Source organism: Streptomyces sp. NPDC093795, from assembly GCF_044764665.1.
Taxonomy (GTDB): domain Bacteria; phylum Actinomycetota; class Actinomycetes; order Streptomycetales; family Streptomycetaceae; genus Streptomyces.
The window spans coordinates 217,819-230,491 of record NZ_JBIWIO010000005.1 but is presented as its reverse complement, the minus strand read 5'-3'; the positions used below and the strand labels follow the sequence as shown (position 1 = coordinate 230,491).

Below are 12,673 nucleotides of genomic sequence, written 5' to 3'. Positions count from 1 at the left end.
CGCCTGCCCTGACCCCGACCCGACCCCCGACCTGGCGACCGGCCTGCCCCCTGCCCTGACCCCGACCTGACACACCCGGGCCGATCGCCGTCACCCGTTTCCCTCGCCGACCGTGGGCGTTGTGCCACGCTTGAGGCAGGAAACGGGCGAAAGGTGAAGCGGGCGTGGGTGAGAGGCGATGGGGTGGCGCCGAGCGCTGGCGATCCGCGGGCGGGGCGCTGGGGCGGGTCGCGGTGGTCTGGGCGGTGTCCACGCTCACCCTGCTGATCCTCGCCGGGCTGCTCCCCGACTTCCAGCTCCAGTCCCCGGACGGCGACACCTTCACGCGGACGGCGCTCACCGCCGCCGCGGCGGCCGGCGCGTTCGGTCTGCTGGGCGCCCTCGTGTGGCCGCTGATCGTGCGGGCCCTGCTGCTCGTCCCGGCCCTCGTGCTCGGTCTCCTCGTCTTCTTCCTCAACGGTTCGCTGCTGCTCGTCGCGCTCTGGCTGGTCCCCGACGGGCGCGGCGCCGCCGACCCCGAGACGGCCGTCGCCGTCGCCGCCGTCATGTCCGCCGTCGCCTCCGCCACCTCCACCGCCCTCGCCGTCCGCGACGACGACGCCTACCGGAGCCGCCTCTACCGGCTCACCGGCCGCACCCGGCCCCGCGCGCCGGGCGACACCCCCGAGCAGGTCCCCGGCACGGTCTTCCTCCAGCTCGACGGCGTCGGGCACCACGTGCTGCGCGGTGCCGTCGCCGACGGGCTCATGCCGACCGTCGCGGACCTGCTCGACGCCGGCCACCGGCTCACCCCCTGGCGCACCGACTGGTCGAGCCAGACCGGCGCGAGCCAGCTCGGCATCCTGCACGGCTCCAACGAGGACGTGCCCGCCTTCCGCTGGTACGAGAAGGACACCGGCCGGCTCATGGTGTCGAACCGCCCGGCCAGCGCCGTGGAGCTCCAGCGCCGGGCCGTGCGCCGCACCGGGGACGGCGGCCTTCTCAGCTTCGACGGGGCCTCCCGTGGCAACCTCTTCAGCGGGGGCGCCGACCAGGTCGCCCTTGTCCTCTCGGTGGCCGCCCGCCGCGGCCGCCGCAACCGCTCGCGGGCCGGCTACTTCGCGTACTTCTCCGACCCGGCCAACGCCGTCCGTACCGCGGGATCGTTCGTCGCCGAGTGCGTCCGCGAGATGGTCCAGTCGACCCGGGCGCTGCTGCGCCGCGACACACCGAGGGTCTCGCGCGGCGGCACGTACCCCTTCGTCCGCGCCTTCGCGACGGTCCTGGAGCGGGACGTCGTGGTCTCCGCCGTGATGGGGGACATGCTGGCGGGCCGCACCGCCGTCTACGCCGACCTCGTCGCCTACGACGAGGTGGCGCACCACTCGGGACCGCACGGCCGGGACACCGACCAGGTCCTGCGGCGCCTCGACCGGTCCATCGCGCTCATCGCCACCGTCGCCGAGCACGCCCCGCGTCCGTACCGGATCGTGCTGCTCTCCGACCACGGGCAGAGCCCGGGCCCGACCTTCGAAGGGGTGTACGGGCTGACGCTGAAGGAGCTCGTCAGGGCCGGGTGCGGGCTTCCGGTGCCGCGTCGGGTACGCAGGACCCGCAGCGGTTCGGAGGCGCGGGACGCGGCGAGGGACGCGCTGCGCCTCGCGCTGCACCGGCCGGTGGACGAGACCGACGAGACGGCGCGGGAGCTTCCGGCCCGGCCCTCCGAGCCGGTCGTCCTCGCCTCGGGCAACCTCGGTCTCGTCTCCTTCCCCGACGTGCCGCACCGAATGACCCGGGAGGAGATCGACCGGCGCCACCCGGCGCTGCTCCGCACGCTCGCGAACCATCCGGGCGTCGGCTTCGTGCTCGTGGCGAGCGCCGAGCACGGCTCGGTGGTGCTCGCCCGTGACGGGGTGGAGGTGCCGGTCGCCGAGCTCGACGACGGGGGGCCGCTGGCCGTCTTCGGCCGGGGCGCGGCGGAAGTCGTGCGGCGTACGGACGGCTTCCCGCACGTCGCGGACATCATGGTCAACTCCATGTACGACCCGGCGACCGGCACCGTGCACGCCTTCGAGGAGCAGATCGGTTCGCACGGCGGCCTCGGCGGCGAGCAGTCGCATCCCTTCCTCCTCTCGCCGCCCGAGCTGTCGCCGCCCGTGGCCGAGGGGGAGGAGCTGGTCGGGGCGGAGCAGGTGCACCGGGTGCTGCGGCGCTGGCTGCGGGAGTGCTCGGGTCCACAGGTGCCGTTGCCGCCGCGTCCGCCGCTGCCGCAGCTGGAGATCTCGCCGTCCACGGACGGATCGGAATCACCGTCGTCCTCGCCTCGCTCCTGACCGGCCCGGCGACGCCGTCCCCGGCCGTGACCGCCGTGACCGCCGTGGCGGTGAATCAGGGACCCCGCCCGTAGGCCGCTCGGGCGGATCTCGGGCCCGGGCCGCCGCGCCGGGACCCCGATGGGGCAGTACGGATCTCCATGAGCCCCGCGCCCGATCCGACCGCCCGGCCCGCCACTTCGGCGGGCCGCCAGGCATGTCTGGAGCGGCGTTGGCGGGACGGGGCGGTACGGATCTCCATGAGCCCCGCGCCCGAGCCGTCCCCCCGGCCCGCCATTCCGGCGGGCGGCCCGGCATGCGTGGAGCAGCGCCGGCGGGACGGGGGCGTAGGGATCTCCGTGAGCCCGACGCCCGAGCCGACCGCCCGGCCCGCCACCTCGGCGGGCCGCCCGGCGCGGCGGCGGCGTCCCTGGATCACGCTGCTTCTGATCCTCGCCGCCCTGCTCGGCACCGGGGCCGCGGCCACGCTCACCGGTGGCGCCGAACTCCGGCCCGCCACCGCCGCCCCGGCGCCCGATCCGAGCGGCGAGACCCAGGATCCGGCCGCCACCGAGGCCGGACTCGCCGGCCGCTCCCGACGGCACCGGACCGGCCAACGGCCCGTTCGGCCCCGACACGCCCCCTACGGCGCCCGAAGGCACCGGCGGACTCCGGCCCCCGCCCTCGTACCCGCCCCGCGCGGCGACGCGCTCCGGTGCGTGGTGATGCGCTGCTGAGGAGGCCCACGCCCCCGGCAGCCCCCGACATCACCCCCCCCGCACCAACGAGGAGTTTCGTCATGCCCGTCGACCCCTTCGCCGTCCTCCAGGCCCTGCTGCGCGCCGAGGCCTCCCGCTCCCTGCGCACGGAGGCCTCCGGCTCCCCGCGCGCCGACCGCCGGGCGCCCGAGTCGGCCGCCCCGGCCGCCGAACCCGCCCCCGCCGCCGAGCCGCCCGCGGACCGGGAGGACCGTGTCCGCTGACGCCTGATCCGACATGACCCGGCGTCACCCGGCGGCCGGGGCGCGAGGTACGGCTCCCGGCCGCCCTGCCCCGCGCATGACCTCCCGGCCCCACGCACTACCTCCGGGGTATCCGCGCATTACCTCGCGGGTAATCGACCCCCCGCGGGCCGCGCGGCATGCTCATGGCTACCGGAACCCGGGCGGCGCACTCCGCTCGGGCTCCGGGCCCACCACCCGCGCGAACGTCCCCCCTGGAGGGTGATCCGCCATGTCCCAGGCTCTGCTCACCGGTCTTGCCCGCACCACCCGGCCGCACACCGCGCTCCGCCGGTTCCTCGCCCTCGACGCCGTCGTCACCGGCACCAACGGCATCGCCTACGCCGCCGCCTCCGGGCCGCTCGGGGAGTTCCTCGGCGTCGACTCGGGCGTTCTGCTCGAACTCGGCATCTTCCTGATCGTGTTCGCCGCCGCCGTCGGCTGGCTCGCCTCCCGCACGCAGCCGCCGGCGACCGCCGTGAAGATCGTCGTCGACCTCAACATCCTCTGGGCCGTCCTGAGCATCGTCGCCCTCGTCGTCTGGCTGGAGCCGACCACCGCGGGCCTCCTCTGGACGCCGATGCAGGCGGCCACCGTCGGCGGGTTCGCCGTACTCCAGTGGACCGCGCTGAAGGCCGTCGCGGCTAGTCGCTGAACGGCGGCAGTGACCGCAGGTACGCGACCGTCGCCGGGTCGGCCGGGAGGAACGTCTCGATGGCCAGCTCGGCGACGGTCACGTCCAGCGGTGTGTTGAACGTCGAGATCGACGACACGAAAGACAGCACCTGCCCGTCGTGCTCGATACGGAGCGGCAGCGCGAAGTACGGATACGCCTCCGGCCCCGGGTCGCCCGGGGCGCGCTCGTCGTCCGCGCCCGGCGGCAGCGGATACGCCGCCACCTCCGCGTACAGCTCGCGCAGCGGCTCCGAGCGGGCCAGCCCGATCTGACGCTCCATCTGGTGCAGCAGATGCCCCCGCCACTCCCGCAGGTTCCGGATCCGGGGCGCGATCCCCTCCGGGTGCAGCGTGATCCGCATCGCGTTCAGCGGCGGTGTCAGCAGATGCTCCGGCAGCCCGTCGAGCAGCAGCCCGATACCCCTGTTGGCCGCCACCACCGTGTACGAGCCGTCCACCACCAGCGCCGGATACGGCTCGTATCCCCGCAACAGGATCTCGATGCCCTCCCGGAGCGTCTCCAGGCGCGGGGCGCCGAGCGGCGACTCCGTGTACCGCGGCGCGTACCCGGCCGCGAGCAGCAGCGCGTTCCGCTCACGGACCGGCACCTCCAGGTGCTCGGCCAGCCTCAGCACCATCTCCTCGCTCGGCCGGGAACGGCCCGTCTCCACGAACGAGATGTGCCGCGCAGAGGAGTCCGCGCGCAACGCCAGCTCCAGCTGGCTCAGCCGCCGCTGCTCACGCCAGCCGCGCAGCAGTGGTCCTACCCCCGTGTCGCTCACGACAGTTGTCATGGTCAGACGGTATCCCAGAGGTGGGACCCGGGTACGTTCCTCCCCGGGACCCCTGTCCGTCACCCGCGCCACCCGACCGGAGGGAGCACCGCCGTGCCCACACAGCCGCTGTCGCAGAAGGAGATCGAGGACCGCCTGCGGGAGCTCCCCGGCTGGTCCGTCGAGGACGACCGCCTCACCCGTGTCTACCGGCTCGGCGACCATTTCGCGGCGACCGCGCTCGTCGTCCATGTGGCCCGGATCCAGCAGGAGCTCGACCACCACTCGGACCTGACCCTCGGCTACAACACGGTCACCCTGTCCGTGAACACCCACTCCGCCGGCGGAGCCGTCACCGAGAAGGACTTCGATCTCGCCGAGCGCGTCGAAGGGATCGCCCCGGGCCACGGGGCCAACTGACCGCCGGGTCACGGGGCCGGCCGACCCGCGCGCCACGAGGACACCTGACCCCCTGGCCACGGCGCCGGCCCACCCGCGGGCCACGGGCCGGGCCGACCTGCGCACCACGCGCCCGGCCGACCCACACGCCACAGCCCAACCCTTTCCGGAGGGCGCCGTCGCCGCCTCGTAGGATCATCGGCATGGCGGAGACGCTGCTCGACTACGAGGCCGAGGCGGCCCACTACGACCGGACCCGGGGCGGAGTGCCCCGGGCAGCGGCGGCGGCCGAGGCCGTCCTGCGGCTCGTGCCGCCCGGCGCCCGCACCCTCCTCGACCTGGCCTGCGGTACCGGCCTCGTCACCGAACGGCTCAGCCGGCCCGGACTGCGCGTCCACGGCGCCGACGCCGCCCACGCCATGCTGCGGGTCGCCGCCGCACGCGTACCCGACGGAGTCGTACGCGCCGACGCCCGGCGGCTGCCGCTGCCCGACGCCTCCCTCGACGCGGTCTGCGCCGTCTGGCTGCTGCACCTCGTGCCGTTCACCGCGGAGATCGTCGCCGAGGCGGCCCGTGTCCTGCGCCCCGGCGGAGTCCTGATCGCCACCGTCGACAAGGACGCGGCCCACGACGTCGGCAGCGACATCGACGAGATCCTCCGCCCGCACCGGTCCGCCGAGTCGGCATCCGACCGCGCCGACCTGATCACCCGTCACGCCGCCGCCCACGGCCTCGAACCCGCCCCAGGCGCCCGTTTCACCGGACACGGCCAGGGCAGCACCCCGCGCGACACCGTACGCAAGCTGCGCGCCGGGTACTTCGCCTCCTGGTTCGACGGCGACGCGGCGACCGCCGACACGATCGCCGCCGCCCTCACGGCCCTCCCGGACCAGGACCGCCCCCGCGACGACCCCCGCTACCGGCTGGCCCGCTTCGTCAGACGCGGCTGAACCGCCTCAGGCCCCCGGGCCGCCCCAGGCCTCCGTGGCGAACGCGGCGAACGAGCGCGGCTCGCGGCCCAGGATCCGCTTCACCCCGTCCGTCACCGAGGCGTTGTGGCCGTCGAGGAGCGTCGCGAACAGGGCCGCGACCCACCCGGCCTCGGACGCCGGGAGCCCGAACCCGGTGAGCAGCTCCGCGTAGTCGGCCTCCGACACCGCCTCGTAGACCACCGGGCGCCCCGAGGCGCGCGAGATCTCCGCCGCCACCTCCGCGAAGCCCACCGGCCGGGGTCCCGTGACCTCGTGCACCCGCCCCGCGTGCCCGTCGGCCGTCAGCGTCTCGACGACCACGTCCGCCAGATCGTCCGCGTCGATGAACGGCTCGACCGTGTCACCGGCGGGGAAGACGAGCACGCCCTCCCCGACGCCCTCCGCGAGCAGCCCCTCGGAGAAGTTCTGCGCGAAGAACGAGGCCCGTACGACGGTCAGTTCGACGCCGACGGCCGCCGCCCGCAGCGCCTCCTCCGCCACGACCGCCTCGGGTTCCCCGCGCCCGGACAGCAGCGTCAGACGGCGCACCCCGCTCTCGGCGGCGAGACCGCCGAAGGTGCGCATCGCCTCGGCCGCGCCGGGCGCGGCGAGGTCCGGGTAGTAGGCCACGTACGCGGCGTCCGCGCCCCGCAGCGCCGGCGCCCAGGTCGCCGGGTCCTCCCAGTCGAAGGGGGTCGCTCCGGTACGGGACCCGGCGCGGACCGTGGCCCCGCGCGCCCCGAGCCGCTCGGCCACCCGCCGCCCGGTCTTGCCGGAGGCGCTCGTCACCAGGATCGTCCGCGCGCTGAGAGCGCCGGGAGCGTTCTCGGTGGTCTGTGTGTTCTGCGTGTTCGTCGTCATGGCTCAAGACTCCCGCCCACGGCCCCTCCCGCCCATGCTCCGCCGTCTCACCCACCTACGTCTCCGTCTCACCCGTACGCTTCACCCTCATGGACCCACTCGCCGGACTCCTCGACGGGCCCCGCGCCAAAGGCGCCTTCCTGCTCCGCATGATCATGGAGCCTCCGTGGTCCGTCCGCATCGAGGACGGCGCCCCCCTCTGCCTGATGTGCGTCACCGACGGCGAGGCCTGGATCGTCCCGGACACCGGCGAGCCCGTCCTCCTGCGGCCCGGCGACATCGCCATCGCCCGAGGCCCGGAGCCGTACACCGTCGGCCACGCCCCCGACGCCCCGCCCCGCGCCCGGATCGGCCCCGGCGGCGCCTGCTCCACCCTCAGCGGGGAGCCGCTCGCCGAGACCATGCGGCTCGGAGTCCGCACCTGGGGCAACGCTCCCGACGGCGGCACCACCCTCCTCGTCGGCACCTACCAGATGGACGGTGAGGTCGGCCGCCGGCTGCTCGACGCCCTGCCGGGCCTTCTCCATCTGCCCGCCGACCTGTGGAACTGCCCCCTGATGCCGTTCCTCGACGAGGAGATCGCCCGCGACGAACCGGGCCAGACCGTCGTCCTCGACCGCGTCCTCGACCTGCTGCTCATCGCGGGCGTCCGCGCCTGGTTCTCCCGGCCCGGCGCCGAGGCCCCCGCCTGGTACCGAGCCATGGGCGATCCGGTGGTCGGCCGGGCCCTCCGGCTGCTCCAGAACGATCCCGCCCACCCCTGGACCGTCGCCTCGCTCGCCACGAAGACGGGCGTGTCCCGAGCCGCGCTCGCCCGCCGCTTCACCGCACTCGTCGGTGAGCCCCCGATGGCGTACCTCACCGGCTGGCGGCTCGCGCACGCCGCCGACCTGCTGCGCGAGACCGACGCCACGGTCGAGTCCGTCGCCCGGCAGGTGGGGTACGGGGGAGCGTTCGCGCTGAGCGCCGCGTTCAAACGGGTCCGTGGCGTCAGCCCGCAGGAGTACCGGGCAGGGGCGTGACGCTCCGACGGCCGTGGGGAAAATTGCCGGACCGGCAATATTTCTCGCACTCCGCGTCGACCCGGCGCAGGCTGGACCCATGAGTCAGCACAGCGAACCCCACGCCGGTCACGACGGACACGCCGGTCACGAAGGTCACGGCGGTCACGGCGGTCACGGAGAGGGCGGTGCCCACGCCCACGGCCACCACCACGACAGCACCCACCTGGACTGGAACGAGCTCGCCCCCCTCCTGGAGCGGCAGGCCGAGATCGCGAGCCCCGCCTACGCGGACGCCGCCGCCTGGCTCGGCACGCTCGCCCCGGCGCAGGGCGTCCGCCGCATCCTCGACGTCGGCAGCGGCCCCGGCGTCGTCACCGGCGTCCTCGCCGAGGCCTTCCCGGCCGCCGAGGCGGTCGCCGTCGACGGCACCCCCGAACTCCTCGCTCGCGCCCTCGCCCGCGCCGAGGCGCGCGGCCTGGGCGCCCGCGTCTCCACCCTCCACGCCGAACTCCCCGAGGACATCGCGGGACTTGGGCAGGCCGACCTGATCTGGGCGGGCAACTCCGTGCACCACATCGGGGACCAGCGGGCCGCGCTCGTGGAGTTCGCCGGTCTGCTGAACCCCGGCGGCCTGATGGTCCTCGTCGAGGGCGGCCTGCCCACCCGACACCTGCCCTCGCACATCGGGATCGGCCGACCGGGCCTCGAGGCCCGTCTCGACGCCGTCAACGCGGAGTGGTTCGGCGAGATGCGCGCCGAACTCCCCGGTGCCAAGGACGAACCGGACGACTGGCGGGCGCTCCTCGCCGACGCCGGCCTCACCCCCGCGGGCACCCGCACGTTCCTCACCGACGTCCCCGCGCCCGTGTCCCCGGCCGTACGGGAGCTGGCGCTCGCCCACTTCGGGCGGCTCCGGGAAGGCTGCGGCACCCGGCTCGACGCGGACGACCGGGCGACGCTCGACCGGCTCCTCGACCCGGCCGACGAGCTGTCCCTGCACCACCGCACGGACCTGTTCCACCTCACGGCCCGCACCGTCCACACCGCCCGCAAGGGCTGACCGCCGGGAAGAACCGCCCGGGTCAGGACACCGGCTCCAACCGCCACCACTGGAACGGGGAGTCGGTGTCCTCCCACTGCCGTACGTTCCCCCCGTCGGCCGTCGAGCCGTCAGCGACCTCCAGGAACAGCCCGCTGATGAAGCTCACCAGCGCGACCGTCCCCGGCGACTGGAGGTCCCGCTCGATGATCCACTCCTGCGCACCGAAGTTGTTGGCCTTCCACTGCTGGACGTTGGCGCCGTTCTCCGTGGACGCGCCCGCCACGTCGAGCCGCTTCCCGCTGGCCGCGTTGACCAGGTGGTAGAGCCCGCCGCCGTTCGGCACGGACGTGATGTGCCAGTGCTGCCCGGGCGTTCCGCTCCCGGTGCCCTGCTGCACGTTCGCCCCGCTGCGGCTCGACCCCTCGTACACCTCGAGGAACAGCCCGCTGCCCACGTTCCGCACCCGGTACAGCCCCTCCTCGACGGGTCCCGGAGAACCACTCACCGTACCGACTCCTTCTGCTCGCACCACTGTTGGACGTCACGGCACGACACCGCGACAGGCCCCCCCACGGGCCGTCACCGACCCTACGTCCCGGGTACGACAGTGCCGCGCGGCCCGCACGACAGCGGCGGCGCGGCACCACAGCGTTCTCCGCCTTCAGGCGCCGGCGCTGAACTCCGCCGGGTCCGGGCCCAGACGGCGGTTCTCGTCGAGGGCGGCGATCGCCGCCAGGTCCTCGGCGTCCAGCTCGAAGCCGAAGACGTCGATGTTCTCCTGGATACGGGACGGGGTGACCGACTTCGGGATCACCACGTTCCCCAGCTGGAGGTGCCAGCGCAGCACGACCTGGGCCGGGGTCCGGCCGTGCTTGCGGCCGATCGCGACGATCGCCGGCACGTCCAGGAGCCCCTTGCCGGAGCCGAGCGGCGACCACGCCTCGGTCGCGATGTCATGCCGGGCGTGCGCCTCACGGGCGGCCTGCTGGGAGAGCTGCGGGTGCAGCTCGATCTGGTTGACCGCGGGCACCACCGAGGTCTCCTCGATCAGCCGCTCCAGGTGCTCCGGGAGGAAGTTCGACACGCCGATCGCCTTGGCGCGCCCGTCCGCGTAGATCTTCTCGAACGCCCGGTACGTGTCGACGTACGCGTCCTTCGAGGGCACCGGCCAGTGGATCAGATACAGGTCGACGTAGTCGAGCCCCAGCTTGTCGAGCGAGGTGTCGAAGGCCTTCAGCGTCGAGTCGTAGCCCTGCTCGGAGTTCCACAGCTTGGTGGTGACGAACAGGTCCTCGCGCGCGATCCCGGAAGCGGCGACGGCACGGCCCGTGCCCTCCTCGTTCCCGTAGATCGCGGCGGTGTCGATCGAGCGGTAGCCGGCCTCCAGGGCCGTCGTCACGGCCGTCGCCGCCTCGTCGTCCGGCACCTGCCAGACACCGAAGCCCAGCTGCGGCATCCGGACGCCGTTGTTGAGGGTGACCGAAGGAACCGTGCTGTCCTTGCCGACCTTGCTGTCCGTGCCGACCGTGCTGTCCTTGCTGTCCGTGCTCACGTGGGGGGATCCTTACGTTGTCGCGGGTCGTGACGGCCGTACGACCCCTGGAGGCCGTACGGAGTACTCACAGCGTCAACGATCACGGGCCGCGACGCATTCCGCCGAGCCCGTCACAGCAACCCGGGCTCAGCCGTACAGCGCCGCGACCTCCGCCGCGTACGCCCGCTCGATCGCCTTCCGCTTCAGCTTCAGGGACGGGGTGAGCAGCCCGTGCTCCTCGCTGAACGGATGCGCCAGGATCCGGAAGGTGCGGATCGACTCGGCCTGCGAGACCAGCGTGTTCGCCGCCACCACCCCCCGCCGGATCTCGGTCTCCAGGGCCGGATCCCGCACCAGCTCCGCCGGTGCGAGCGGCGCCCGCCCCTGCATCGCCAGCCAGTGCTCCACCGCCTCCTGGTCGACGGTCACGAGCGCGGCGATGTACGGCCGGTCGTTGCCGACGACGATGCACTGGGCGATCAGCGGATGCGCCCGCACCCGCTCCTCAAGCCCCGCCGGGGCGACGCTCTTGCCGCCCGAGGTCACCAGGATCTCCTTCTTGCGGCCGGTGATCGTCAGATAGCCGTCCTCGTCGAGCGAGCCGAGGTCCCCGGTGGCCAGCCAGCCGTCATTGAGGACGGCGGCGGTCGCCTCGGGATCGTTGAGGTACCCGGAGAAGACCTGGCCGCCGTGGAGCCACACCTCACCGTCCTCCGCGATGTGCACCGTCGTGCCCGGGACCGGCTGCCCGACCGTGCCGTACCTGGTGCGCTCGGGAGGGTTCGCGGTGGCGGCGGCCGAGGACTCGGTGAGCCCGTACCCCTCGTACACCGTGACCCCCGCGCCCGCGAAGAACAGGCCGGTCCTGCGGTCCATCGCCGAACCGCCCGACATCGCGTGCCGGACCCGCCCGCCCAGAGCCGCCCGGACCTTCCCGTACACCGTCTTCTCGAAGAACTGATGCTGTACGCGCAGCGCCGCCGAAGGGCCGGGACCGGTCCCGAACGCTTTCTGTTCAAGGGCCTCCGCGTAGGCGACCGCCACCTCCACCGCCTTGTCGAAGGGCCCGGCCTTCCCCTCCCGCTCCGCCTTGCGCCGCGCCGCGTGGAAGACCTTCTCGAGGACGTACGGCACGGCGAGTACGAAACTCGGACGGAACGCGGCCAGGTCCGGAAGCAGCTCACCGGCCGCCATCACCGGCTGGTGCCCCAGCTTCACCCCGCTGCGGACCGCCGCGACCTCCACCATCCGGCCGAAGACGTGCGCGAGCGGCAGGAACAGCAGCGTCGACGCCTGATCCCCCGGCCGCGAACGGAACACCGACTCCCAGCGGCCCACCAGCATGTCCGTCTCGAACATGAAGTTGGCGTGGGTGATCACACAGCCCTTGGGGCGGCCGGTCGTCCCCGACGTGTAGATGACCGTCGCCACCGTCTCCGGGGTCACCGCCCGCCGGTGCCGGTGCACGACCTCCTCGTCGATGTCCGCCCCCGCCGCCGTCACCTCGGCCACCGCGCCCGCGTCCAGCTGCCACAGGCGCCGCAGCAGGGGGAGCCGGTCGACCACCGAGCCGATCGTCATCGCGTGGTCCTCGTGCTCCACCACGCACGCCGTGACCTCGGAGTCGTGCAGCATCCAGAAGACCTGCTCGGCGGAGGACGTCGGATAGATCGGCACGGGCTGCGCGCCGAGCGACCACAGCGCGAAGTCGAAGAGCGTCCACTCGTAGCGGGTACGGGCCATGATCGCGACCCGGTCGCCGAACCGCACACCCTCCGCGATCAGGCCCTTCGCGAGGCCGAGGACCTCGTCCCTGAACCGCGCGGCCGACACGTCCCGCCACACACCGTCCGGGCCCTTCCGGCCGAACGCGATCCGGTCCGGCTCCGCGAGTGCGCGCTCGAACACGGCGTCCGCCAGACCGCCGACCTGAGGCGCCGCCTCGACGGGCGGCACGGTGAACTCGCGCACTGACCTGCTCCTCGACGGCTCGGTGGCTGGAAAAGCCCGTTGTCGCGCTCCGTACGGCGCGGGTGACGGTACCCCACACGACTGCCCGGCGGCAGGGCCTTCACCAAGCCGGGACATTCCCTGTTCGCACAGGTCAGGGCGGGTGGAGCAGC

Annotated in this window: 13 protein-coding genes; 8 read left to right on the top strand and 5 right to left on the bottom strand. The window is 73.9% G+C overall.

Annotated features, from left to right (window positions below):
* Nucleotides 1-164: 164 nt before the first annotated feature.
* The 4 genes from ACIRB7_RS16135 to ACIRB7_RS16120 all read left to right on the top strand — a co-directional run bounded on the left by ACIRB7_RS16135 (nucleotide 165) and on the right by ACIRB7_RS16120 (nucleotide 3,946).
* The gene (locus ACIRB7_RS16135; RefSeq protein WP_403598215.1) at nucleotides 165-2,312 is read left to right on the top strand and encodes a phage holin family protein; all 2,148 of its coding nucleotides are present in this window, start codon (nucleotides 165-167) and stop codon (nucleotides 2,310-2,312) included.
* 140 nt (nucleotides 2,313-2,452) lie between these two features.
* On the top strand, nucleotides 2,453-3,028 hold the full coding sequence (locus ACIRB7_RS16130; protein ID WP_403598212.1) for a hypothetical protein: 576 nt from the start codon (nucleotides 2,453-2,455) through the stop codon (nucleotides 3,026-3,028).
* Nucleotides 3,029-3,090: 62 nt separating this feature from the next.
* Nucleotides 3,091-3,273, top strand: coding sequence for a hypothetical protein (locus ACIRB7_RS16125; protein WP_403598210.1), 183 nt, complete (start codon nucleotides 3,091-3,093; stop codon nucleotides 3,271-3,273).
* A 250-nt stretch (nucleotides 3,274-3,523) separates the two neighbouring features.
* Nucleotides 3,524-3,946: a hypothetical protein gene (locus tag ACIRB7_RS16120; protein ID WP_403598206.1), complete on the top strand. Its 423-nt coding sequence runs from the start codon at nucleotides 3,524-3,526 to the stop codon at nucleotides 3,944-3,946.
* Here the strand turns inward: ACIRB7_RS16120 and ACIRB7_RS16115 are convergent.
* A complete protein-coding gene (locus ACIRB7_RS16115; RefSeq protein ID WP_403598203.1) occupies nucleotides 3,936-4,760 on the bottom strand; it encodes a helix-turn-helix domain-containing protein in 825 nt (274 codons plus the stop codon). The two genes, ACIRB7_RS16120 and ACIRB7_RS16115, sit on opposite strands and share 11 nt — an antisense overlap.
* A 93-nt stretch (nucleotides 4,761-4,853) precedes the next feature.
* On the opposite strand from ACIRB7_RS16115, the gene ACIRB7_RS16110 reads away from it, so the two are divergent.
* The gene (locus tag ACIRB7_RS16110; protein ID WP_403598201.1) at nucleotides 4,854-5,159 is read left to right on the top strand and encodes a 4a-hydroxytetrahydrobiopterin dehydratase; all 306 of its coding nucleotides are present in this window, start codon (nucleotides 4,854-4,856) and stop codon (nucleotides 5,157-5,159) included.
* 182 nt (nucleotides 5,160-5,341) lie between these two features.
* The gene (locus ACIRB7_RS16105) at nucleotides 5,342-6,088 is read left to right on the top strand and encodes a class I SAM-dependent methyltransferase (RefSeq protein WP_403598198.1); all 747 of its coding nucleotides are present in this window, start codon (nucleotides 5,342-5,344) and stop codon (nucleotides 6,086-6,088) included.
* A gap of 6 nt (nucleotides 6,089-6,094) precedes the next feature.
* Here the strand turns inward: ACIRB7_RS16105 and ACIRB7_RS16100 are convergent, their stop codons facing one another.
* A complete protein-coding gene (locus tag ACIRB7_RS16100; protein ID WP_403598195.1) occupies nucleotides 6,095-6,970 on the bottom strand; it encodes an NmrA family transcriptional regulator in 876 nt (291 codons plus the stop codon).
* A gap of 89 nt (nucleotides 6,971-7,059) precedes the next feature.
* Here ACIRB7_RS16100 and ACIRB7_RS16095 point away from each other — a divergent pair, with 89 nt between their 5' ends.
* Entirely contained in the window at nucleotides 7,060-7,992 is a 933-nt protein-coding gene (locus ACIRB7_RS16095; RefSeq protein ID WP_403598193.1) for a cupin domain-containing protein, read from the top strand.
* A gap of 79 nt (nucleotides 7,993-8,071) precedes the next feature.
* Nucleotides 8,072-9,034: a class I SAM-dependent methyltransferase gene (locus ACIRB7_RS16090; protein ID WP_403598190.1), complete on the top strand. Its 963-nt coding sequence runs from the start codon at nucleotides 8,072-8,074 to the stop codon at nucleotides 9,032-9,034.
* A gap of 22 nt (nucleotides 9,035-9,056) precedes the next feature.
* Here the strand turns inward: ACIRB7_RS16090 and ACIRB7_RS16085 are convergent, their stop codons facing one another.
* The 3 genes from ACIRB7_RS16085 to ACIRB7_RS16075 all read right to left on the bottom strand — a co-directional run bounded on the left by ACIRB7_RS16085 (nucleotide 9,057) and on the right by ACIRB7_RS16075 (nucleotide 12,521).
* Nucleotides 9,057-9,521 (bottom strand): RICIN domain-containing protein, encoded by a 465-nt coding sequence (locus tag ACIRB7_RS16085; RefSeq protein ID WP_403598187.1) that lies wholly within the window; start codon nucleotides 9,519-9,521, stop codon nucleotides 9,057-9,059.
* 156 nt (nucleotides 9,522-9,677) lie between these two features.
* Nucleotides 9,678-10,472 (bottom strand): aldo/keto reductase, encoded by a 795-nt coding sequence (locus ACIRB7_RS16080; RefSeq protein WP_403598838.1) that lies wholly within the window; start codon nucleotides 10,470-10,472, stop codon nucleotides 9,678-9,680.
* Nucleotides 10,473-10,697: 225 nt separating this feature from the next.
* The gene (locus ACIRB7_RS16075; RefSeq protein WP_403598185.1) at nucleotides 10,698-12,521 is read right to left on the bottom strand and encodes an AMP-dependent synthetase/ligase; all 1,824 of its coding nucleotides are present in this window, start codon (nucleotides 12,519-12,521) and stop codon (nucleotides 10,698-10,700) included.
* Nucleotides 12,522-12,673: the final 152 nt, after the last annotated feature.

Excerpts from the sequence above, each read along its gene's own strand:
- ACIRB7_RS16125 (WP_403598210.1), top strand. The coding sequence starts at position 3,091 with ATGCCCGTCGACCCCTTCGCCGTCCTCCAGGCCCTGCTGCGCGCCGAG.
- ACIRB7_RS16095 (WP_403598193.1), top strand. The coding sequence starts at position 7,060 with ATGGACCCACTCGCCGGACTCCTCGACGGGCCCCGCGCCAAAGGCGCC.
- ACIRB7_RS16105 (WP_403598198.1), top strand. The coding sequence starts at position 5,342 with ATGGCGGAGACGCTGCTCGACTACGAGGCCGAGGCGGCCCACTACGAC.
- ACIRB7_RS16115 (WP_403598203.1), bottom strand. The coding sequence starts at position 4,760 with ATGACAACTGTCGTGAGCGACACGGGGGTAGGACCACTGCTGCGCGGC.
- ACIRB7_RS16090 (WP_403598190.1), top strand. The coding sequence starts at position 8,072 with ATGAGTCAGCACAGCGAACCCCACGCCGGTCACGACGGACACGCCGGT.
- ACIRB7_RS16130 (WP_403598212.1), top strand. The coding sequence starts at position 2,453 with ATGAGCCCCGCGCCCGATCCGACCGCCCGGCCCGCCACTTCGGCGGGC.
- ACIRB7_RS16100 (WP_403598195.1), bottom strand. The coding sequence starts at position 6,970 with ATGACGACGAACACGCAGAACACACAGACCACCGAGAACGCTCCCGGC.
- ACIRB7_RS16120 (WP_403598206.1), top strand. The coding sequence starts at position 3,524 with ATGTCCCAGGCTCTGCTCACCGGTCTTGCCCGCACCACCCGGCCGCAC.
- ACIRB7_RS16080 (WP_403598838.1), bottom strand. The coding sequence starts at position 10,472 with ATGCCGCAGCTGGGCTTCGGTGTCTGGCAGGTGCCGGACGACGAGGCG.